The sequence below is a fragment of the Streptomyces endophyticus genome (genome assembly GCF_035798155.1).
Taxonomy (GTDB): Bacteria; Actinomycetota; Actinomycetes; order Streptomycetales; family Streptomycetaceae; genus Streptomyces; species Streptomyces endophyticus.
Genome location: NZ_JAOZYC010000161.1, coordinates 27745 through 50171 on the forward strand (window position 1 = coordinate 27745; position 22427 = coordinate 50171).

20 protein-coding genes are annotated in these 22427 nt (G+C 71.4%); 17 read left to right on the forward strand and 3 right to left on the reverse strand.

Annotated elements, in window-relative coordinates:
- Positions 1–72 precede the first annotated feature (72 nt).
- The 6 genes from OKJ99_RS32675 to OKJ99_RS32700 all read left to right on the forward strand — a co-directional run bounded on the left by OKJ99_RS32675 (position 73) and on the right by OKJ99_RS32700 (position 7934).
- Complete coding sequence (locus OKJ99_RS32675; protein WP_326021647.1) at positions 73–1311, forward strand: ROK family transcriptional regulator; 1239 nt, start codon at positions 73–75, stop codon at positions 1309–1311.
- Between the two features lie 151 nt (positions 1312–1462).
- A complete protein-coding gene (locus OKJ99_RS32680) occupies positions 1463–2653 on the forward strand; it encodes a cytochrome P450 family protein (protein ID WP_326021648.1) in 1191 nt (396 codons plus the stop codon).
- A 227-nt stretch (positions 2654–2880) separates the two neighbouring features.
- Entirely contained in the window at positions 2881–3672 is a 792-nt protein-coding gene (locus tag OKJ99_RS32685) for an IclR family transcriptional regulator (RefSeq protein ID WP_326021649.1), read from the forward strand.
- Between the two features lie 251 nt (positions 3673–3923).
- On the forward strand, positions 3924–5495 hold the full coding sequence (locus OKJ99_RS32690) for an OPT/YSL family transporter (protein ID WP_326021693.1): 1572 nt from the start codon (positions 3924–3926) through the stop codon (positions 5493–5495).
- A gap of 66 nt (positions 5496–5561) precedes the next feature.
- Positions 5562–6629, forward strand: a complete 1068-nt coding sequence (locus tag OKJ99_RS32695) for a M29 family metallopeptidase (protein ID WP_326021650.1) — start codon at positions 5562–5564, stop codon at positions 6627–6629.
- 39 nt (positions 6630–6668) lie between these two features.
- Entirely contained in the window at positions 6669–7934 is a 1266-nt protein-coding gene (locus OKJ99_RS32700; RefSeq protein ID WP_326021652.1) for an alpha/beta fold hydrolase, read from the forward strand.
- 32 nt (positions 7935–7966) lie between these two features.
- On the opposite strand, the gene OKJ99_RS32705 is transcribed toward OKJ99_RS32700, so the two are convergent.
- Entirely contained in the window at positions 7967–8971 is a 1005-nt protein-coding gene (locus OKJ99_RS32705; protein WP_326021653.1) for a Gfo/Idh/MocA family protein, read from the reverse strand.
- A 141-nt stretch (positions 8972–9112) separates the two neighbouring features.
- Here OKJ99_RS32705 and OKJ99_RS32710 point away from each other — a divergent pair, with 141 nt between their 5' ends.
- From OKJ99_RS32710 to OKJ99_RS32750, 9 genes are all read left to right on the forward strand, one after another.
- Positions 9113–9877: a GntR family transcriptional regulator gene (locus OKJ99_RS32710; RefSeq protein ID WP_326021654.1), complete on the forward strand. Its 765-nt coding sequence runs from the start codon at positions 9113–9115 to the stop codon at positions 9875–9877.
- A gap of 105 nt (positions 9878–9982) precedes the next feature.
- Entirely contained in the window at positions 9983–10984 is a 1002-nt protein-coding gene (locus OKJ99_RS32715) for a sugar ABC transporter substrate-binding protein (RefSeq protein ID WP_326021656.1), read from the forward strand.
- A 137-nt stretch (positions 10985–11121) separates the two neighbouring features.
- Positions 11122–12126, forward strand: a complete 1005-nt coding sequence (locus OKJ99_RS32720; RefSeq protein ID WP_326021657.1) for a sugar ABC transporter substrate-binding protein — start codon at positions 11122–11124, stop codon at positions 12124–12126.
- Positions 12123–13166, forward strand: a complete 1044-nt coding sequence (locus OKJ99_RS32725) for an ABC transporter permease (protein WP_326021659.1) — start codon at positions 12123–12125, stop codon at positions 13164–13166. Before OKJ99_RS32720 ends, OKJ99_RS32725 begins: the two co-directional genes overlap by 4 nt.
- A complete protein-coding gene (locus OKJ99_RS32730; RefSeq protein ID WP_326021661.1) occupies positions 13163–14023 on the forward strand; it encodes an ATP-binding cassette domain-containing protein in 861 nt (286 codons plus the stop codon). Before OKJ99_RS32725 ends, OKJ99_RS32730 begins: the two co-directional genes overlap by 4 nt.
- A gap of 219 nt (positions 14024–14242) precedes the next feature.
- The gene (locus OKJ99_RS32735) at positions 14243–15403 is read left to right on the forward strand and encodes an ROK family glucokinase (protein ID WP_326021662.1); all 1161 of its coding nucleotides are present in this window, start codon (positions 14243–14245) and stop codon (positions 15401–15403) included.
- 62 nt (positions 15404–15465) lie between these two features.
- A complete protein-coding gene (locus OKJ99_RS32740) occupies positions 15466–16047 on the forward strand; it encodes a sugar kinase (protein ID WP_326021664.1) in 582 nt (193 codons plus the stop codon).
- A 148-nt stretch (positions 16048–16195) separates the two neighbouring features.
- Complete coding sequence (gene pcaDC / locus OKJ99_RS32745; protein ID WP_326021666.1) at positions 16196–17494, forward strand: bifunctional 3-oxoadipate enol-lactonase/4-carboxymuconolactone decarboxylase PcaDC; 1299 nt, start codon at positions 16196–16198, stop codon at positions 17492–17494.
- A gap of 44 nt (positions 17495–17538) precedes the next feature.
- On the forward strand, positions 17539–18174 hold the full coding sequence (locus OKJ99_RS32750; protein ID WP_326021668.1) for an MBL fold metallo-hydrolase: 636 nt from the start codon (positions 17539–17541) through the stop codon (positions 18172–18174).
- Between the two features lie 10 nt (positions 18175–18184).
- Here the strand turns inward: OKJ99_RS32750 and OKJ99_RS32755 are convergent, their stop codons facing one another.
- On the reverse strand, positions 18185–18760 hold the full coding sequence (locus OKJ99_RS32755; protein WP_326021669.1) for a hydrolase: 576 nt from the start codon (positions 18758–18760) through the stop codon (positions 18185–18187).
- Between the two features lie 130 nt (positions 18761–18890).
- On the opposite strand from OKJ99_RS32755, the gene OKJ99_RS32760 reads away from it, so the two are divergent.
- Entirely contained in the window at positions 18891–19673 is a 783-nt protein-coding gene (locus OKJ99_RS32760; RefSeq protein WP_326021670.1) for an exodeoxyribonuclease III, read from the forward strand.
- Between the two features lie 243 nt (positions 19674–19916).
- Positions 19917–20588, forward strand: coding sequence for a class I SAM-dependent methyltransferase (locus OKJ99_RS32765; protein ID WP_326021672.1), 672 nt, complete (start codon positions 19917–19919; stop codon positions 20586–20588).
- On the opposite strand, the gene OKJ99_RS32770 is transcribed toward OKJ99_RS32765, so the two are convergent.
- A complete protein-coding gene (locus OKJ99_RS32770) occupies positions 20578–22392 on the reverse strand; it encodes an SGNH/GDSL hydrolase family protein (RefSeq protein WP_326021673.1) in 1815 nt (604 codons plus the stop codon). The two genes, OKJ99_RS32765 and OKJ99_RS32770, sit on opposite strands and share 11 nt — an antisense overlap.
- Positions 22393–22427: the final 35 nt, after the last annotated feature.

Below are 22427 nucleotides of genomic sequence, written 5' to 3' on the forward strand. Positions count from 1 at the left end.
CGACTGAGGAATGTCGGTCCCTCGGGGTAAATTTCACACCGTTCAACGATGCGAACGGTCGAAGGGGTGGGGATGGCGGCACCACGCCGGCGGACGGTGCGTGACCTGCGGCGCGGCAACCGAGCCGTCGTCCTGAGCAAGCTGTACTTCGACGGGCCGCTCAGCAGACAGGAGTTGGGGCCGCTCACGGCGCTCAGCTCGGGCTCCATCAGCAACGTGGTGGCGGAACTCGTCGCCGACGGCCTGGTGGAGGAGGCCGGCTCGGTCGACTCCGACGGCGGCCGCCCCCGCACCCTGCTGCGCGTCGCCCCGCGCAGCGGCCACCTCGTGGGCGTGGACGTCGGGGAGACCCGCGTGCGCGTGGAGCTGTTCGACCTCGCGCTCGGTGAACTCGCGCGCGTGGACGAGCCCCTGCCGGAGGCCGCGCGCGACGGCCGCTGCGACGCCAAGGACGTCGTACGCCTCGTCACCGCAGGACTGACGCGGGTGCTCGCCGACGCGGGGGCGGACCCCGGTTCCGTCATCGGCGTCGGCATCGGAGTGCCCGGCATCGTCGACGCCTCGGGCGCGGGCGGCGCGGTGGTGCACGGCCAGACCATCGGCTGGGACGCGGTCCCCCTGGAGGCCATGCTCCGCGCCCCCGACGGCCTCCCACCCGAACTCGCCCCGGACGTCCCGCTCTTCCTCGACAACGGCGCCAAGACCCTCGGCCACGCCGAGATGTGGTTCGGCGCGGGCCGCGGCGCCCGCAACGCCGTGATCGCGCTCATCGGCTCCGGCGTCGGCGCCTGCGTCATCGCCGACGGACTGCCCTACCAGGGAGCGTCGAGCAGCGCGGGGGAGTGGGGCCACACCGTGCTGCGGGTCGGCGGCCGGGCCTGCCGGTGCGGGGCGCGCGGCTGCCTGGAGGCGTACGTCGGGGCGGAGGCGCTCCTCGCGCGCTGGCGGGAGGCGGGCGGCGACTGGACCGCGGCGGACGAGGAGGGCGCGCTGGCCGAACTCCTCGAAGACCCCTCCACCGCAGATCTGTTGGACGAGACGGCCGAGTACCTGGGCGCGGGCATCGCGGACCTGGTCAACCTGTTCAACCCGGAGCGGATCGTCGTCGGCGGCTGGGCGGGCCTCATGCTCGGCCCCCGACTGCTCGACCAGGTACGCCGCGCGGCCGCGTCCTACGCCCTGCGCCACCCCTTCGCCCAAACCACGGTGGAACTGGGCCACCTGGGCCCGGACGCGGTCACGGTCGGCGCGGCGACCCTGCCACTGGCCAGATTCCTGGAAACGGGCGGGGCAAGATCAAGCCCGCTCTGAGGACGAGAGCCAGCGGGGTCCGGGGCAGAGCCCCGATCTTTTGAGCCCCGCGACGTGAGCCACCGTCCCGGCACCCCCGGGACGGGAACGTACGGGAAGCGGCAAGAGTTGAACACGATGGAAGCCAGTACCGGGTGACGGGAGGCACGACATGACCGATAGCGGTGAGATCGTCGACCTGGGGGAACTGGCCGGGGGCGCACCCCAATTCCACGCCGACCCCTACCCGGTCTACGAACACCTGCGCACCCAAGGCCCCGTCCACCACGTCCGCACACCCGGCCCCGGCCCCACCGAGGACCTCTACCTGATCGTCGGCCACGAGGCCGCCCGCGCCGCGTTCACCGACCCCCGCCTGGTCAAAACCCCACCGTGGGGCCTCGACGGCGACATGATGGGCCTGCACCTCCTCTTCGCCGACCCGCCGGAGCACGGCCGCCTGCGCTCCCTGGTCACACGGGAGTTCACCCCGCGCCGGGTCGCCGCGCTCGCCCCGCGCATCCAGAAACTCACGGACGAGCTGCTCGACGACATGGTGCCGCGCGGCAGCGCCGACCTGATCGGCGCCCTCGCCTTCCCGCTGCCCTTCGCGGTGATCTGCGAACTGCTCGGCGTCCCCGACATCGACCGCGAGCGGTTCCGCCGCATGTCGACGCAGGTCGTGGCGCCGACCAGCGAGGAAGAGGCATACGCGGCCCACGTCGAACTGGTCGGATTCCTGGACGAGTTGATAGCGGACAAGCGTCGCGCGGCCCCCGCCGACGACCTGCTGAGCGCGCTGATCCGCACCACGGCGGAGGACGGCGACCGCCTCTCGCCCAGCGAACTGCGCGGCATGGCCTTCCTGCTCCTGATCGCCGGCCACGAGACCACCGTCAACCTCATCGGCAACGGCGTCCGTGCCCTGCTCCAGCACCCGGACCAACTCGAAGCGCTGCGCGCCGACATGAGCCTCCTGGACGGCGCAGTGGAGGAGATGCTGCGTTACGACGGGCCGGTCGAGACGGCCACGCACCGCTTCGCGGCGGAACCGGTGGACATCGACGGGACGGTGATCCCGGCGGGCGCGCCGGTGCTCATCGGCATCGCCACGGCGAGCCACGACCCGCAGCGCTTCGTGGAGCCCGACCGCTTCGACATCCGCCGTGATGCCCGTGGGCACGTCGCCTTCGGTCACGGGATCCACTTCTGCCTGGGCGCTCCGCTGGCTCGCCTGGAGGGGCGGATCGCCATCCGTTCCCTTCTGGAGCGCTGCCCGGAGCTGGCGCTGGCCGAGGAGCCGGAGGGGTGGATGCCGGGCATGCTCATCCGGGGGACGCGGAGGCTGCCCGTCCGTTGGTGATTGCGCGGCACCGGCGTTGCGGTCGCGGGGCTCCGCCCCGGACCCCGCTGGCTCTCGTCCTCAGAGCGGGCTTGAGTGGCCCGCTGCTCAAACGCCGCGGGGGCTTAAGAAGCCGTGTTGAAGGAAACCCTTGACACTCTCGCCCCTCCGATCCCATAGTTCTCGCCGCTGAGCGCAACGGCGTTGCGCTCAGCGCACCGAGCAAGGGCACGGAGAGGAGCGAGGCGATGGATGAGGCGAGCGGTACGGTGGACGCCCTCGCTCCACCGCAGCCCGGGGTCCTGCAGGGCGCCGACCGCGCCCTGCTGGTCCTGCTGTCCTTCACCGAACGCCGCCCCGAGTGGGGCGTGAGCGAGATGGCCCGCAGGCACGGCTGGGACAAGGCGGTCGCCCAGCGGGTTCTCACCACGCTGGCCTCCCGCTCCTTCCTCACCTGCGACACCACCACCCGCCGCTACCGGCTTGGCCCGGCCGTCTCCCGGCTCGCCCGGGCCGGTGAGCACAGCGGGGTGCTGCCCTCGCTGGTCCGCCCGATCCTCGCCGGGCTGCTGCGCGAGACCGGCGAGAGCGTCGTCCTGAACGTGCCGCAGGGCGCCGGCTACCGCTGCGCCGCGGCCGTCGACGGCACCGGACCCGTCCGCTACACCGCGATCATCGGCGCCGTCATGCCCGGTCACGCCGGCGCCTCGGGGCACGCGATCTTCGCCCACTACCCCGAGGCGGAGCTGCGCCGGCTGTTCGGAGCCACCCCGCTCCAGCGCTTCAACGGCCACACCGTCACCGATCTCGACACCCTCCTCGCCCTGTACGCCGACGTACGCGCACAGGGCCACAGCGTCAGCCACGGCGAGTACGACGAGGCCGTCGCCGCCGTGGCCGCCCCGGTGTTCCAGGCCGGCGCCATCGCCGCCTCGCTCACCGTCATCGGCCCCGCACACCGCATCACCCGCGCCACCGAGCGCATCACCGAACTCGTCAGGGCCGGAGCCGAGGAGGCCACGGCCGCCTTCGGTTCCTGACCCACCGGCGGCCCGCCCGCCACCCCCATGGCGGCCCGCCCGCCACCCCACGACAGCACTCGTACGGCGCGCCCGCACCCGCCGTACGCGGCTCGCCGCTGCCTGCCCGCAACCGTCCTGCCCCTTCGAGGGACGGGCCCACCCGCCAAGAGGTGACCCCGTGTCGCACCACAGCTCACCCGCCGCCACCGAACGGGCCGGGGCAGGGCGCTTCGCCGGACGGCGCCGGCCATCCGCGCGTCCGCGAGCCCATCGTGTTCGTCGTCCTCGCCGTGCTCTCCGTCGTCGGCGCCGTCATCGGCGCGGACCTCGTCGCCAAGCTGGGCATCTCCGCGAACACCTCGGTCGTCGGCGCCCTGATCGCCATGCTGATCGGCCGCATCCCGCTGGCGGGACTGCGCTCGATGCGCTCCGTGCACCGGCAGAACCTCGCCCAGAGCGCGATCTCCGCCGCCACCTTCGCCTCCGCCAACGCCCTGCTCACGTCGATCGCGGTGCCGTACGTCTTCGGGCGCAAGGACCTGGTCTGGCCGATGCTCATCGGTTCCTTCGTGGGACTGCTCATCGACACGTGGGTCCTCTACCGGTCCTTCGGGTCGCGGCTGCTGCCCGCCGACGGGGCCTGGCCGCCGGGCACCGCCGCCGCGGAGACCATCAAGGCCGGTGACAAGGGCGGCAAGCGCGCCCTCGTGCTCGGCGCGGGCACCGTCGTCGGCGTCGTCGGCACGCTGTTCAGCCTCCCGCTGTCGGCCGCGGGCGTCGCCTTCCTCGGCAACGTATGGGCCCTGGGGATGTTCGGAGTCGGCCTCGGGCTGCGGGAGTTCAGCCCCGACCTGTTCCACACCGACCTCGGCGGGGGCTACGTACCGCACGGCGTGATGGTCGGCGCGGGCGTCGTCGCGCTCGGTCAGGCGGTGTTCATGCTGATGCGCCGCCGCACGGCCACCAAGGCCGAGTCCACCGCCGCCGCCATCGAAGCGTCCGCCGACCCCACCACCGCGTACACCGTCGACGAGACGGCGCTGCGCCGCTCCCTCGTGCGCGGTTACGCCCTCTTCGTGGCGGGCGCCGTGCTGCTCGCCGTGCTCGGTGGACTGATCGGGGAGATGAGCCCGCTCGGCATCGTCGGCTGGGTCCTGTTCGCCGCGTTCGCCGCCCTCGTGCACGAGCTGATCGTCGGCCTCGCCGCCATGCAGTCCGGCTGGTTCCCGTCCTTCGCCGTCACCCTGATCTTTCTCGTCTTCGGGCTGCTCATCGGCATCCCGTCGGTCCCGCTCGCCCTCCTCGTCGGCTACGTCTCCGCCACCGGGCCCGCCTTCGCCGACATGGGCTACGACCTCAAGGCGGGCTGGCTGCTGCGCCGCGACCACCAGCCCTGGGACCCGTTCGAGCGCGAGGGGCGCCGCGAACAGTTCCGCGCCGCGCTCATCGGCTTCGCCGCCGCGCTCGTCGTCGTGGCCGTGCTCTGGCAGTCGTACTTCAAGCAGGGCCTGATCCCGCCCGTCGCCAAGGTCTACGCCGACACCGTCAAGAACGGCCTGGGCGAGCCCGGTGTGCTGCGCACGCTGCTGATCTGGGCGATCCCCGGCGCCCTCATCCAGCTCATCGGCGGCACGAAGCGGCAGATGGGCGTGATGCTCGCGACCGGTCTGCTGATCCTCACCCCGCACGCCTGCTGGCTGGTGCTCGCCGCCCTCGCGGTCCGCGTCGGCTACCGCAAGTGGCGCGGCCCGCGCGCCGACGAGGAGCTGAACCTGATCGGCGCCGGACTCATCGCGGGCAGCTCCCTGGGCGACTCCGCTCAGATCATCAAGGCGAGCTGACCACCCGAGCCACCCACCCCCAAGCCACCTTCCGCACAAGCACCACCGCAAGGAGAAGGATTCACCATGGAGATGTTCAGCCGCCTCGAACCCCGCGCCGAGTACCTGAGCTATGAACTCGCCCTCGCCGCACGCAAGTTGGTCGAGCAGGTCATGCTCGTCAAGCCGGGTGAGCACGTCGTGCTCACCGGTGACACGAGCAGCGACCGGCGCGTCGTCGACGCGACCGCGCAGGCCGTCGCCGCCGCCGGCGCGCACCCCGTCGTCGTCTGGTCCGAGACCATGCCCAGCGCCTCCATGGAGCCGCCGCGCCCCGTCGCGGGCGCCATCGCGGACGCCGACGTGTGGATCGAGTTCGCCGTCTCCTACGTGATGCACTCCAACGCCTTCCGCCGCGCGATGGCGAACGGCTGCCGGTACACCAACCTCACCGCCATGGACGTGCACATGCTCGTCGCGACGGTCGGCCGCCCCGACTTCCAGGGCGTCATCAAGCTCGGCAAGGCGCTGGTCCGGCTCCTGGAGCAGGCCGACGAGGTACGCATCACCTCCGCGGGCGGCACCCACATCACGGGCCGCAACGGCGACCGCCCCATCAACCTGCGCGGCAAGCCGGCCGAGAAGCCCGGCGAGACCGTCATGCTCTCCGGCCAGATCTCCTGGAACCCGCTGGAGGAGACCCAGGACGGCGTCCTCGTCTTCGACGGCGCCCTGTGGCCGCCGGACCAGCTGGGCCTGCTGCGCGACCCGGTGCGCTGCACCGTCGAGAAGGGCGTCGTCACGAAGATCGACGGCGCGGGCCAGGACGCGGAGATCTTCCGCCGCTGGATGGAGTCCTGGGACGACCCGAACATGTTCCGCGTCGCCCACTGGTCGCTCGGCTTCAACCCGGGCGTGCCCGCGCCGACCGGCCGCATCGTCGAGGACGAGCGCGTCTTCGGCTGCGTAGAGCTCGGCATCGGCACGAAGGGGGCGTGGATCGGGGGCGAGCCGTGGGTCTCCGCCGCGCACACCGATGGGTCGATCCTCGGCCCGTCGATCTACCTCGACGGGGAGTGCGTCGAGAAGGACGGGGTGTATGTGCATCCTGAACTGGTGGAGATCTGCCGGGAGTTGGGCGTGGCCGGATACTGACACGCCGCACCCCGTCCTACCTCAGGAGTTCGATCTACGTTGACCACCTACCGCCACAGCGGAATCGTCTGCACCGACCACACCCTCGACGTCCCCCTGGACCACACCCGCCCGGACGGACAGCGGATCGGCGTCTTCGCCCGCGAAGTCGTCGCCGAGGACATGGAGGGGCGTGAACTGCCGCGGCTGCTCTGGCTCCAGGGCGGCCCGGGCGGGCGCGCCGAACGCCCCAACGCGTCCGGCGCCTGGCTGCGCCGCGCCCTGAAGGAGTACCGCGAGGTCCTCCTCGACCAGCGCGGCACCGGCCGCTCCACCCCCGCCGACCGCACCACGCTCGCCGGACACCCGGACCCCGCCGCGTACCTCACGCACTTCCGCGCCGACGCCATCGTGCGCGACGCGGAACTGCTGCGCCGCCACCTCCAGGGCGACCGCCCCTGGACGGTGCTCGGCCAGAGCTTCGGCGGCTTCAGCACCCTGACCTATCTGAGCCTCGCCCCTGAAGGCCTCGACCGGGCCCTGATCACCGGCGGCCTCCCCACGCTCACCGGCCACGCGGACGACGTCTACCGGGCGGCCTACCGTCGAACGATCGACGCCAACTCCCGCTATTTCGCGCGCTATCCGGAGGACCGCGCCCTCGCCGAGCGGGTGGCGGACCACCTGGCGAAGCACGACGTACGCATGCCGTCGGGGGAGCGTCTTTCGGTGCGCCGCTTCCAGACGCTGGGCATCACCTTCGGCACGTCCTCCGCCTTCGACTCGCTGCACTATCTGCTGGAGTGCGCGTTCGTGGCCGGCGCGACCGGCCCCGCCCTGTCGGACCCGTTCCTGCGCGGCGTCGAAGCGGTCGTCTCGCTCGCGCCACGGCCCCTCTACGCCGTCCTGCACGAACCGATCTACGCACAGGGCGGCCGCGCCACCGACTGGTCGGCCCACCGGATCCGGGCGGAGTTCCCGGAGTTCGACGCGGAGGGAGCGGGGCCGCTGCACTTCACCGGCGAGATGATGTACCCGTGGATGTTCGACGAGGACCCGGCCCTCGTCCCGCTCAAGGCCACGGCCGACGCGCTCGCCCGCCGCACGGACTGGCCGCCGCTCTACGACCTCGACCGGCTCGCGGCCAACGAGGTCCCGGTGGCCGCGGCCGTCTACCACGACGACATGTTCGTCGACCGTGAACAGTCCCTCCGGACCGCCTCTTTGGTGCGCGGCCTGCACCCCTGGGTCTCCGAGCACCATCTGCACGACGGCGTCAAGGCGGACCCGGCGGTCCTGGACCGGCTCCTCACGATGACGTCGTAGACCGGCGGATCACCCCGGCCGCCTCCCGCGGATCAACCCCCGGCGATCTCCTCCATCCGCACCATCCGCCGCTCGGCCCGCGACAGCTCGCACGCCTCCGCGACCCGCAGCGCCCGCAGGGCCTCCCGGCCGTCGCACGGATTGGCGCGTTCGCCGCGGACGACGTCGACGAAGGCCTTCAACTCGGCCTCGTACGCGGGGGCGAAGCGTTCCAGGAAGCCGGGCCACGGCTTCGTGGCGGCCGGTGGCCCCTCCGGTTCCGTGGAGGTGACCGGAGTGCGGTCGTCGAGGCCGACGACGACCGTGTCCAGGTCGCCGGAGAGCTCCATGCGCACGTCGTAGCCGGCGCCGTTGCACCGCGTGGACGTGGCGGTGGCCAGGGTCCCGTCGTCGAGGGTCAGCAGCGCCGCCGCGGTGTCCACGTCCCCCGCCTCCCGGAACATGGCGGGCCCGGCGTCGGACCCGGTCGCGTACACCTCGACGACCTCGCGCCCGGTCACCCAGCGCACCATGTCGAAGTCGTGGATCAGGCAGTCCCGGTAGAGCCCGCCGGAGACCGGGAGATACGCGGCCGGTGGCGGCGCCGGGTCGGAGGTCATCGCCCGGAGGGTGTGCACCCGGCCGAGTTTCCCTTCTCGTACGGCGGCCCGCGCCCCTGTGTACCCGGCGTCGAAGCGGCGCTGGAAGCCGAGTTGGAGGATCGTGCCCGCCGCCTCGACCTCGGCGAGCGCCGCCAGCGTGCCCGGCAGGTCGAGCGCGATCGGCTTCTCGCAGAAGACCGGCAGCCCGGCCCGCGCCGCCCGCCCGATCAGCTCGGCGTGCGCCGCGGTGGCCGCGGTGATCACGAGCGCGTCCACGCCCCACGTGAAGATCTCGTCGACGCTCGGCGCCGCCGTCGCCCCTATCCGGTCGGCGAGCGCGACCGCCCGCGCGGGCTCCGCGTCGGTGACGACCAGCGAGCCGACCTCCCGGTACCGCTCCAGTACGCCCGCGTGAAAGCTGCCGATACGGCCCGTTCCGATGAGTCCGATGCGCATGGTGTCCCACGGTGCCGGGGCACGGGGTGGGTGTCAATTGTTTGTCCGGACAAACACCCGCCTGCCGCGCCACCCTTGCTTTGTCCTGACAACCGGACCTCCGGACTTCCCGTCAACTTCTCCCACCGATAGCCTCGCCCCGTGGCCAAACCCCTAGCTGACCCGACCGTCGACCTCGGCCTCAGCGTCGATCGCAGCAGCCCGGTCCCGCTGTACTTCCAGCTGTCCCAGCAGCTGGAGGCGGCGATCGAGCGCGGCGCCCTGACCCCCGGCAGCCTGCTCGGCAACGAGATCGAGCTGGCGGGCCGCCTCGGCCTGTCCCGGCCCACCGTCCGCCAGGCCATCCAGTCCCTCGTCGACAAGGGGCTGCTCGTGCGCCGCCGCGGCGTCGGCACCCAGGTCGTGCACAGCCAGGTCAAGCGCCCCCTCGAACTGTCCAGCCTGTACGACGACCTGGAGGCGGCGGGCCAGCGCCCCGAGACCCGGGTCGTCGCCAACACCCTCGTGCCCGCCCCCGCCGAGGCGGCCGCCGCGCTCGGCGTCGCGGAGGGCGAGGAGGTGCACCGCGTCGAGCGGCTGCGGCTCGCGCACGGAGAACCGGTCGCGTACCTCTGCAACCACCTGCCCACAGGGCTGCTCGCGCTCGACGACGAGCGGCTCTCGGCGACCGGCCTGTACCGCCTGATGCGGGCCGCCGGCATCACCCTGCACAGCGCCCGCCAGTCCGTCGGCGCCCGCGCCGCCACCGCCGTCGAGGCCGAGCGGCTCGGCGAGGAGGCGGGCGCGCCGCTGCTGACCATGCAGCGCACGACGTACGACGACACGGGCCGCCCGGTCGAGTTCGGCTCGCACACGTACCGGGCCTCGCGCTACTCCTTCGAGTTCCAACTCCTCGTACGTTCCTGACCGTTGGGCGTCCGAATGTTCTGACAAAGTCATTGACGCTGCGGTGGGACCCCGCTACAAACACCTCCAGCCGCACCGGGCGGCCGGAGGAGAGGTGGTTCCACCATGCTCACGACCCGCACAGCCCGCACGGCCGCAGCCCTGATCGCGGTGATCGCGCTCGCCGCCGGTTGCAGTGGCTCGGGCGGCAAGGACTCGGAGGACAAGGCCGACGGCGGTGGAGGCGGCGGCAAGGCCGTCAGCACGCCCCGCATGAAGATCGCGATGGTCTCGCACTCGGGGGAGGGCGACACCTTCTGGGACATCGTGCGCAAGGGCGCCCAGCAGGCCGCCGACAAGGACAACGTCCAGTTCCTCTACTCCAACGACAAGGAGGCCAAGGGGCAGGCCGAGCTGGTGCAGGCCGCGATCGACAAGAAGGTCGACGGGATCGTCGTCACGCTCGCCAAGCCGCAGGCCATGGAGCCCGTGCTCGCGAAGGCGAAGGCCGCCGGCATCCCGGTCGTCTCGATCAACTCGGGGTCGGAGTTCTCACAGAAGTTCGGCGCGCTCAGCCACATCGGCCAGGAGGAGGGCGTGGCCGGTGAGGCGGTCGGCAGCGAGCTGACGAAGCAGGGGAAGAAGAAGACCCTGTGCGTCATCCACGAGCAGGGCAACGTCTCCCTGGAGCAGCGCTGCGACGGCGTCCGCAAGACCTTCAAGGGCAGCGTCGAGAACCTCAACGTGGAGGGCACCAACGCCCCCTCCGCCCAGTCGTCCATCGAGGCGAAGCTCCAGGCGGACAAGGACATCGACGCGGTCGTCGCGCTCGGCGCCCCCATCGCGGCGCTCGCCGTGAAGGCCAAGGACGACGCGGGCAGCAAGGCGGAGATCTCCACGTTCGACCTGAACGCCGAGGTCGTCCGCCGGCTGAAGGCGAAGGAGGTCACCTTCGCGGTCGACCAGCAGCCGTATCTGCAGGGCTATCTGGCCGTGGACGAACTGTGGCTCTACAAGACGAACGCCAACGTGCTCGGCGGCGGCAAGCCGGTCTTCACAGGCCCGGCGCTCGTCACCGAGAAGGACGTGCCGCGACTGGAGAAGTACACCGCGCGCGGTACCCGGTGAATGGATGCATGATCCCCGTGACCCATACTTGTGCGTTTGGGACCGGAATGGGGTCCTTATGGACCGGCGTACGGTCCGCCGGGGTCGGCCCGCCGATCCCGGTCGATGACGCAGCAGACCAAGAAGGGCACGGCCTCGTGGCACGGTTTCGGACCTGGGTGAGCATCGCGGTTGCGGGGGCTCTCGGCCTCTCGCTCGCAGGGTGCAGCAGCACCGGCGGCAAGCGGGCGGAGGACGCCAGGAAGTCCCAGGCCGCGCAGGGCAGGGCGGCGGTGGACACACCCCGCTGGACCTTCGCGATGATCACCCATTCGGGCGATGGCGACACCTTCTGGGACATCGTGCAGAACGGTGCCGAGCAGGCGGCGACCAAGGACAACATCAACTTCGTCTACTCGCACAACGAGGAGGCCCAGCAGCAGGCGCAGCTCGTCGACGCCGCCATCGACAAGAAGGTCGACGGCATCGTCGTGACGCTCGCCAAGCCGGACGCGATGAAGTCCGCCCTGGCCCGCGCCGAGAAGGCCGGCATCCCCGTCATCACCGTGAACTCGGGCTCCGAGATCTACAAGAAGTACGGCGCGATCACGCACATCGGCCAGGACGAGACCATCGCCGGCGAGGCCGTCGGCAAGGAGCTCAACAAGCGGGGCAAGAAGAAGGCGCTCTGCATCCTCCACGAGCAGGGCAACGTCGGCCACGAGCAGCGCTGCGAGGGCGCCAAGAAGGCCTTCGACGGCACGATGACGAACCTCTACGTAGAGGGCACCAACATGCCCGACGTGCAGTCCTCCATCGAGGCCAAGCTGCAGTCCGACGCGTCCATCGACTCGGTCGTCACGCTGGGCGCCCCGTTCGCGGCCACCGCCGTGAAGGCGAAGGAGGACGCGGGCAGCAAGGCGGAGATCGACACGTTCGACCTCAACGACAAGGTCGCGCAGGGCCTCAAGGACGGCGACCTCGGCTTCGCCGTCGACCAGCAGCCCTACCTTCAGGGCTACGAGGCCGTGGACCTGCTGTGGCTCTTCAAGTACAACGCCAATGTGCTCGGCGGCGGCAAGCCGGTCCTCACGGGCCCGGAGGTCGTCACCAAGGACCAGGCCGCGAAGCTGCAGGAATACGCGAAGCGGGGGACGCGATGAGCACGACGACCACTCCGGAACGGGTCGACGAGCGGCTCGTGCGGACCTCGCCCTGGAAGAAGCTGCTGGGGCGCCCCGAGCTGGGTTCGGTCATCGGCGCGATCGCCGTCTTCATCTTCTTCGTGATCTTCGCGGACAGCTTCCTGCGGCCCACCAGCCTCGCGACGGTCCTGTACGCGTCCTCGACCCTCGGCATCATGGCCGTGCCCGTGGCGCTGCTGATGATCGGCGGCGAGTTCGACCTGTCGACGGGCGTCCTGGTCACGTCCTCGGCGCTGATCTCGTCGATGTTCAGCTACCAGATGACGGCCAACACCTGGGTGGGCGTGGGCGTCTCCCTCCTGGTGACGCTCGCCATCGGCGTCTTCAACGGCGTGATGCTGACCCGCACCAAACTTCCCAGCTTCATCATCACGCTCGGCACGTTCCTGATGCTGACGGGCCTGAACCTGGGCTTCACGAAGCTGATCAGCGGCACCGTCTCGACGAAGTCGATCGCCGACATGGAGGGCTTCGACTCGGCCAAGAAGGTCTTCGCCTCGACGTTCACCATCGGCGGCGTCGACTTCAAGATCACGATCATCTGGTGGCTCGCGCTCGTCCTGGTGGCGACCTGGATCCTGCTCCGCACCCGCGTCGGCAACTGGATCTTCGCGGTCGGCGGTGACCTCGACGCGGCCCGCGCGGTGGGCGTCCCGGTCAACAAGACGAAGATCGGCCTCTACATGGGCGTCGCGTTCGGCGCCTGGATCTCCGGCCAGCACCTGCTCTTCAACTACGACGTGGTGCAGTCCGGCGAGGGCGTCGGCAACGAGCTGATCTACATCGTCGCGGCCGTCATCGGCGGCTGCCTGATCACCGGCGGCTACGGCTCGGCGGTCGGCGCGGCGATCGGCGCACTGATCTTCGGGATGACCAGCAAGGGCATCGTGTACGCGGAGTGGAACTCGGACTGGTTCAAGTTCTTCCTCGGGGCGATGCTGCTCCTCGCGACCCTCCTCAACGCGTGGGTCCGCAAGCGCGCGGAGGCGAGCAAATGACGACTGGCGAGCAGATGACGACCAAGGACACGACGCCCGCACCGCTCGTCGAGCTCGACGGCGTCAGCAAGTTCTACGGCAACATCCGCGCCCTCGACGACGTCTCGCTCGTCGTCAACGCGGGCCAGATCTCCTGTGTCCTCGGCGACAACGGCGCCGGCAAGTCGACCCTCATCAAGATCATCGCGGGGCTGCACCAGCACGACGCCGGCCGGTTCGCGATCGAGGGCGAGGAGACCCGCCTCAGCAACCCGCGCGACGCCCTGAACCGGGGCATCGCCACGGTCTACCAGGACCTCGCCGTGGTTCCGCTCATGCCGGTGTGGCGCAACTTCTTCCTCGGCTCCGAACCCACGAAGGGGACGGGCCCCTTCAAGCGCCTTGACGTCGAGCTCATGCGGCGCACGACGCACGAGGAACTCGCCCGCATGGGCATCGACCTGCGCGACGTCGACCAGCCGATCGGCACGCTGTCCGGCGGCGAGCGCCAGTGTGTCGCCATCGCCCGCGCCGTCTACTTCGGCGCGAAGGTCCTCGTCCTCGACGAGCCGACGGCGGCGCTCGGCGTCAAGCAGTCCGGTGTGGTGCTGAAGTACGTGGCGGCGGCACGTGACGCGGGCCTCGGCGTGGTCCTGATCACGCACAACCCGCACCACGCGTACCTGGTGGGCGACCGGTTCGTGCTGCTCAAGCGCGGCGCGATGTTCGGCAGCCACTCGCGCGACGACATCACGCTCGATGAGCTGACCCGGCAGATGGCGGGCGGCAGCGAGCTGGACGACCTCCGCCATGAGTTGGAGCGGGCGCCGGTGCCCACGCATTTGGGCGGGCATACGGCCGACGGGGCCGAGAAGTAGGGGCCTCCGTTACGCGCGTGCGTGTGCGTTTCCGACTTTCCCGGGCGGCTGCGCGTCGCGTCGTTGGTCACCTTTGCGCAGTTCCCCGCGCCCCTTTCAGGGGCGCGGGGAACTGCGCACGCCAACGCCGTGTGGCTGAGGTCGGACTCTCCGCCCCACCCCGACGCGGCGTAAAACCCGGTATGCGGCGGAGCCGATGCGTGAGGCAGAATCGCCGCAATGAGCACCTACCGCGACCTCGCACACCGTGGCAGCGCACGGGCCACCGTTCTCAGGACGGTCGGCACCCGCGAGCGCCGCTCGCACACGACGGCCCCGCGCGTACCCACCGTCGGCATCGACATCGGTGGCACGAAGGTGATGGCCGGCGTGGTCGACGCGGACGGCATCATCCTGGAGACGCTCCGCACGGAGACCCCGGACAAGTCCAAGAGCCCCAAGGTCGTCGAGGACACGATCACGGAGCTGGTGCTCGACCTCTCCGACCGGCACGACGTGCACGCGGTCGGCATCGGCGCCGCCGGCTGGGTCGACGCGGACCGCAACCGCGTCCTGTTCGCGCCCCACCTGTCGTGGCGCAACGAGCCCCTGAGGGACCGCCTCGCGGGCCGCCTCGCGGTCCCCGTGCTCGTCGACAACGACGCCAACACCGCCGCCTGGGCGGAGTGGCGCTTCGGCGCCGGGCGCGGTGAGGACCACCTCGTCATGATCACGCTCGGCACCGGCATCGGCGGCGCGATCCTGGAGGACGGGCAGGTCAAGCGCGGCAAGTTCGGCGTCGCGGGTGAGTTCGGCCATATGCAGGTCGTCCCCGGAGGGCACCGCTGCCCGTGCGGAAACCGCGGCTGCTGGGAGCAGTACAGCTCCGGAAACGCCCTGGTCCGCGAGGCCCGCGAGCTCGCCGCGGCCGACTCCCCGGTCGCGTACAACATCATCGAGCGGGTCCAGGGGCACATCCCCGACATCACGGGCCCGCTCATCACGCAGCTGGCCCGCGAGGGCGACGCGATGTGCATCGAGCTGCTGCAGGACATCGGCCAGTGGCTCGGCGTCGGCATCGCCAATCTCGCCGCGGCCCTCGACCCGTCGTGCTTCGTCATCGGCGGGGGCGTGTCGGCCGCCGACGACCTGCTCATCGCCCCGGCCAGGGACGCCTTCAAGCGCCAGCTCACCGGCCGCGGCTACCGCCCCGAGGCCCGCATCGCCCGCGCCCAGCTCGGCCCCGAGGCCGGCATGGTCGGCGCCGCGGACCTGGCCCGCCTCGTCGCCCGCCGCTTCCGCCGCGCCAAGCGCCGCCGCGTGGAGCGCTATGAGCGGTACGAGCGGTACACCCGCACCCGCAGCGCGACGGGCCCGTCCGTGGACGGCGCCGAGGGCTAGCGCGGGTGCCAGCCCCTCGGACGCCGCGGACGACTCCAGAGACAGTGACAGGAAAACCAGCCATGACCGTGCCCCGCCAGCCCCCGCACGCGGACGAAGAACCGCGTCCGGCCGAGGACCGCGGCCATGTGATCCGACGCCGCGTCCTCACGCTCCTGACCATCGTGCTGCTCATCGGCATCCCCGCCGGCTACCTGGTGATCTCCGCGGGCCAGAGCCGGGACAGCGGCAAGGACAAGGAGGCGAAGTACTCGGTGACCGGCCTCACCGTCGGCTGGCCGTCCAAGGTGCAGCGCCGGCTCTACCAGATCCCGGTCCCGGCGCACTCGCGCAACGTCGCCTACTACGAGACGAACAACTACAAGGTGAGCCGCCTGTACGCGCAGTTCCTCACCAGCAACAAGGGCCTCGACCAGTTCCTGGAGGACGTCGACGCCGGTTACACGGTCGGCGATCTGGCGACCGACGACATCGCGATCAGCGAGCGCGACCAGAAGATCGCGGGCTGGGACTTCACGGGCCCCGGCCCCTGGTACGGCCTCACCCACACCCAGGAGGACCCGTCCCCGACCCAGACCATCGTGGTGAACCGCTCCAACCCCGACCACCCCATGGTGTACGTGGTCTCGATGACGCATCCGTGATCGTCCCCGGCCCCTGACCGGCGTCCGGGCGTCCGCTCTTCACTCCGCCCCCACTCCTGGTTCACACCAGGAACCCGGAGTGAACACGTCACGTCCATTGTGGGGACCCGCCACTAGATCGCTCAGGCACAGTGGCTAGCGTGGCGGTGTGAGTGACACGAAGACCCCGCGCCTGCAGTACCGATTCGACGGCCGTGACGACGACTCCGCCCCGGTGCTCATCCTCGGCCCGTCGCTCGGCACGACGTGGCACATGTGGGACCGCCAGGTGCCCGAGCTGGCCCAGCACTGGCGGGTGTTCCGCTTCGACCTGCCCGGCCACGGCGGTTCCCCCGCGCACCCGGCGGGCTCCGTGGAGGCGCTCGCGGAGCGGCTGCTCGCCACGCTCGACGAGCTGGGCATCCAGCGCTTCGGCTACGCGGGCTGCTCGCTGGGCGGCGCGATCGGCGCGGAGCTGGCCCTGCGCCACCCGGAGCGCGTCGCGTCGCTGGCCGTGATCGCGGCCTCGCCGCGGTTCGGCACCGCCGACGAGTTCCGCCAGCGCGGCGTCATCGTGCGCAGCAACGGCCTCGACCCCATCGCCCGTACGGCCCCCGAGCGCTGGTTCACGCACGGCTTCGCCACCGCGCAGCCCGCGATCACGGACTGGGCGGTGCAGATGGTCCGCACGACGGACCCGGGCTGCTACATCGCCTCGTGCGAGGCGCTCGCCGCCTTCGACGTCCGCGAGGAGCTGAGCGACATCGGCGTGCCGACGCTCGTCCTCGTCGGCTCCGAGGACCAGGTCACGGGCCCCGCAGAGGCCCGCACGCTGGTCGCCGGCATACCGGACGCCCGGCTCGCGGTGGTGCCCGGCGCCTCGCACCTGGCCCCGGTCGAACAGCCTGCCGCCGTCACCGACCTCCTCGTACGGCACTTCACCTCGGCCTGGCCCGCCGCGCACGAGAAGACCGGGCAGACCGCCATCCAGGCCGCCCCGGTCAAGCCGGTCCTCGCGCCGCCGCCCCCGTCGGCCCCGCCGCGCGCGGAGATAGCGGCCGCGCAGCAGCCGGAGGCCGCGACCCGGCCCGACCCGCACGACGCGGGCCTCAAGACGCGCCGCGAGGTGCTCGGCGACGCCCACGTGGACCGGGCCCTGGCCACGGCCGACGACTTCTCCGGCGACTTCCAGGAGCTCCTCACCCGCTATGCGTGGGGCGAGATCTGGTCCCGTCCGGGGCTCGACCGCCGCACCCGCTCCTCGGTGACGCTGGCGACCCTCGTCGCGGGCGGCCACCTCGACGAGCTGGTGTTCCACACGCGCGCGGCCCTGCGCAACGGCCTCACGGCCGCGGAGATCAAGGAAATCCTGCTGCAGACCGCCGTCTACTGCGGCGTACCGGCCGCGAACGCCGCCTTCAAGGTGGCCCAGCAGGTGATCCGCGAGGAGACCACGCCCCAGGAGTGACGCGGGGCGTGAAATGGGGCGTGGGCGGGCGCAGGATGGGACCCATGAAGCTGACGAAGAAGACCCACGCCTGTGTCCGGCTCCAGAAGGACGGGCAGACGCTCGTCATCGACCCGGGCGGATTCTCCGAGGAGGACGCGGCCGTCGGCGCCGACGCGATCCTCGTGACGCACGAGCACCCCGACCACTTCAACGAGGACCGGCTGCGCGCGGGGATGGAGGCCAACCCCGGCGCGCACATCTGGACGTTGAAGTCGGTCGCGGAGCAGCTCTCGGCGGCGTTCCCTGGCCGCGTCCACACGGTGGGCCACGGCGACACGTTCACGGCCGCCGGGTTCGACATCCAGGCGCACGGCGAGCTGCACGCCGTGATCCACCCGGACATCCCGCGCATCACGAACGTCGGCTATCTCGTCGACGGCGGCACGGTCTTCCACCCCGGCGACGCCCTCACCGTCCCCGACCACCCGGTCGAGACGCTGATGCTGCCCGTCATGGCGCCCTGGAACAAGATCGCCGAAGTGATCGACTACGTACGGGAGGTCAAGCCGCGCCGCGCGTACGACATCCACGACGCGCTGCTCACGGACCTCGCCCGGCCGATCTACGACGGCCAGATCGGCGCGCTGGGCGGCACGGAGCACCTGCGCCTGACCCCGGGCGGCTCGGCGCAGGTCTGAGCCCCGCGGCCTACTTGCCGAGCAGTCCGAGGACCTCGTCCGTGGAGCCGATCTCCGCGATGCGCGGGAAGATCTTGCCGAAGCTGTGCTCGTGGGACTCGGCGTCGGTGTCGGTCGTCGCGTCGTCGACCAGTACCAGGTTGTAGCTCAGCTCCCACGCGGAGCGGGCGGAGGACTCGACGCCGATGGACGTCGAGATGCCGCAGAGCACGATCTGCGTGACGCCGCGGCGGCGCAGCTGGAGATCCAGTTCGGTGCCGGTGAAGGCGCCCCAGTGCCGCTTGGTGATGACGATGTCGTCGCCGAGCGGGCCGAGCTCGTCGGGGAACTCGGAGAACGCGGGCGGCGGCGCCTGCGTCATGGCGCCCGCGGCGGCGCGGCCCGTGGGGAGGTCGCCGCCGTCCTGCGACCAGGCGACCTTCACGCGCACGACCGGCAGGCCCTTGGCGCGGAAGGCCTCGGCGAGCTTGGCCCCGTTCTTGAGGACGTCGGCGGAGGGGTGCACGGTCGGCAGGCCGAGGATGCCGTTCTGGAGGTCGATGAGGACGAGGGCGGGGCGCTCGTCGAGGGGGGAGTTGATCGTCATGTTCGGCAGGCTAACTGTCTAACAGAAAAACTTGCAAGATTGCCTGTCGATTGCGGGTGCGGCGCCGCGGGCGCGGGCCCGCACCGGCACGGTCGCGTCACTGTCAGTGCCGCCCGGTAGGTTGTGGGACATGCGCATTGCTACCTGGAACGTGAACTCGATCACCGCGCGGCTGCCGCGCCTCCTTGCCTGGCTGGAGAGCAGCGGCACGGACGTGCTGTGCATCCAGGAGACCAAGTGCTCGGCGGAGCAGTTCCCCACGGACGAGCTGCGGGAGCTGGGCTACGAGTCGGCGGTGAACGCGACCGGCAGGTGGAACGGGGTGGCGCTGCTCTCCCGCGTGGGCCTGGAGGACGTCGTCCTCGGCCTGCCCGGCGACCCCGGCTACGACGGAGCGGAGGAGCCCCGCGCCGTCTCCGCGACCTGCGGCGGCGTCCGCGTCTGGTCGGTGTACGTGCCGAACGGCCGGGAGGTGGACCACGCGCACTACGCGTACAAGCTCCAGTGGTTCGAGGCCCTGAAGGCGGCGGTCGCGGGCGACGCGGCGGGCTCGCGCCCCTTCGCGGTGCTGGGCGACTACAACGTGGCGCCGACGGACGACGACGTCTGGGACATCTCCCTGTTCGACGGCGCGACGCATGTGACCCCGGCCGAGCGCGCGGCGCTCACCTCGCTGCGCGAGACGGGCCTCACGGACGTCGTGCCGCGCCCCCTCAAGTACGACCACCCCTTCACGTACTGGGACTACCGCGCCCTCGGCTTCCCGAAGAACAAGGGCATGCGCATCGACCTGGTCTACGGGAACGAGCCGTTCGCCAAGGCCGTCTCGGACGCCTACGTGGACCGCGAGGAGCGCAAGGGCAAGGGCGCCTCCGACCACGCGCCGGTCGTGGTGGACCTAGGGCCCTGCTGACGGATCCTGCTGGGGTCGCGGGCCCTGGCACGCGCATCTGCTGCGTTGTCGTCGGTTGCCAACGCTCCGCGTTGACGCCCTCCTCCGCCTTGCAGCTGCACGCCCCAGACCCCACTCGCCTGCACCGCACGTGGACGCCGTCCGCACCCAGCCTGATCCGTCAGCAGGGCCCTCGACGTCTGAGCCGGACCAGGTCACCAGGTCAGACCCGGTTGTCAGTGGCGGGCGCTAGCGTCTGCGCCCGTGACGGATCTGACGACCTACCTGACCTCGACCCAACTCGCCTACGACACCGCCGCCGGTGCCTACGCCGAGATCGTGCCCCCGCTCTTCCCGCAGGACCTGTACGCGCACGCGGTGTTCGGCGTCTTCGCCGAGCGCGTCAAGCGGGCGGGTGGCGGGCCCGTGGCCGATCTCGGCTGCGGGCCCGGCCATGTGACGGCCCATCTGGACTCCCTCGGCCTTTCCGCGTTCGGCGTCGACCTCTCGCCGAAGACGGTCGCGGAGGCTCGTCGCGCGCACCCCGGACTGCGGTTCGAGGAGGGCACGATGACCGGCCTCGATCTGGCCGACGGCTCGCTGGGCGGCGTCGTCGCCTGGTACTCGACGGTGCACACGCCGCCCGAGCTGCTGCCGACGGTGTTCGCCGAGTTCCACCGCGTCCTCGCCCCCGGCGGCCATCTGCTGCTCGGCTTCAAGGTGGGCGACCTGCTACGGCACCTGGACCACGCCTACGGCCACGATCTCTCGCTGGACGTCTACTGGCTGGACCCTGAGCACGTCCTCGGGCTCGTGGAGCAGGCCGGCCTCCAGGTGGAGGCCCAGCTGATCCGCGAGCCCGAGGAGTACGAGCGGGCGACCCAGGGGCGGCAGGCGATCCTGATCGCCCGGAAGCCGGACGACGCTACGGCCTGAGCACGTTCAGGTCGATCGAGTCGGCCAGCGCCTTCAGACCCGGGTCACCGGGGTGCAGATGGTCCCCGCTGTCGTAGGCGGGGAGCATCCGCGCCGGGTGGGCCGGGTCGCGGACGACGGCGTCGAAGTCGAGGAAGCCGTCGAAGCCCGAACCGGGGCTGCGCACAAAGGAGTTGATGGCCTCCCGCTGTTCGTTGGCGGCCGCCGTGCACAGGGCCTCGCCCTCGCACGGCGTGATGGTCGCCCCGATCACCTTGAGGCCCCGCGCGTGCGCCCGCGTCACGATCTCCCGCAGCCCCGCCTCGACCTGTGCGGCGCTCGCGCCCCAGCGCACGTCGTTCACGCCCTGGAAGACGACGACCGTCTTCGCCGAGGTCTGCGCGAACACGTCGCGGTCGAGCCGGTGCAGCGCGCTGACGCCGCCCGTGTCGGTGGAGAGCCCGTCGCCGGGGTAGCGGTCGGCGACGACCCGGTTCGCGGAGATGCCCTCGTTGAGGACGCCGTAGTGCGGCACGTCCGACTGGGCGAGGAGCCGCGTGGCGAGCACGTTCGGCCAGCGGTGGTTCGCGTCGAGCGTCGACTTCACGCCATCCGTGATGGAGTCGCCGAGCAGCACCACGGAGCCGGGACCACCGCCCACGTCGACGCCGGTGAGCAGCGGCCAGTACGAGATCGTCGAACTGAACGAGGAGCCGTCCGCCTCCGTGGCGTGATCGCCCATCGTGCTCACGTAGCTGCGCTGGATGGCCTGGCTGTGCACGGGCGCCGCGGTGACGGGCTCCGGCAGATGGAAGCTCACGAGAAGGTTGGCGTTCTCGGGTACCTCGAAGTCCACCGGGTCACTGAACACCTGGCCACCGGCCGGGAGTTGGGCGCCGGGGGAGCCCCGGAAGGTCAGCGGCACCGGCTTCCCGAGCGCCGCGGCCCCCGCCCCCTGCACCGCCACCGACGCGCTCCCGATCCGCACCGGGGTCGCGGCGAAGGTGTTCTCCAGGCGGATGCGGACCTTCGGCCCGCCCGTGCTCGTGTGCACGACGAGCCGGATGGTGCGGTCCGCCCACGGCCCCACCGCGGTGTACCCGGCGGGTGAGGCCGACCAGCTGCCCGTCCACCCGGACGTCGCCGCGCGCACGGACAGGCCGAAGACGTGCAGCGCCCCGCCGCTCGCCCTCGGCAGGTCGACGGAGGAGATCTGGCGGCCCTTGCGCACCGGCACGGTCACCGCGTACAGCCGTGTCTTCTCGGCGACTTGGCCGTACGGAGTGTTCCGGTGCGGCAGCGCCACCGACTTCGTGGCGAGCGGCCCGCTGCGCCAGTCCGGCGCGGTGAGCCGGTACGTCGAGCGGGAGCCGTCCGCGTACCGCACGACGCCGCTCCCGGTCGCGTCCCCGCCGGTCCCCGCGACCAGGAAGGCGAGCGCGTCCCCACGCCCGCTCACCCGCACGGACTGCCCGTTCGCCCGTACGTTGTCGGGCCCGTACCCCGCCGTCCTCGGCCAGCCGATCCGGGCCCGGTCGATCTCCATGGTGCGGCCGGGGGTCCAGCCGGCCGCGGTGAGGTCCTGCGCGGACAGGGAGCTGCCCGCGCCGTCGAAGTCAGCTTCGCCGGGCCGTGTGTCGTCGCTGACGGCCCGGTTGTCGAAGAGCCGCTCCAAAGAGAGCGGCTTGGGTCTGGCGGGGGCGGCCTGGGCCGCGGTGACAGGGGTGACCCCCGCGCAGACGGCCAGGATGAACGCGGCTCCCCAAATGCGTCGGCGCAAGACCGACTCCCTCCGCTTGTGTGTCCGCCGTGGTGGTTGCGCCATGAAGCTAAGGACGGGGTGATGGCTCGTCAATGTGT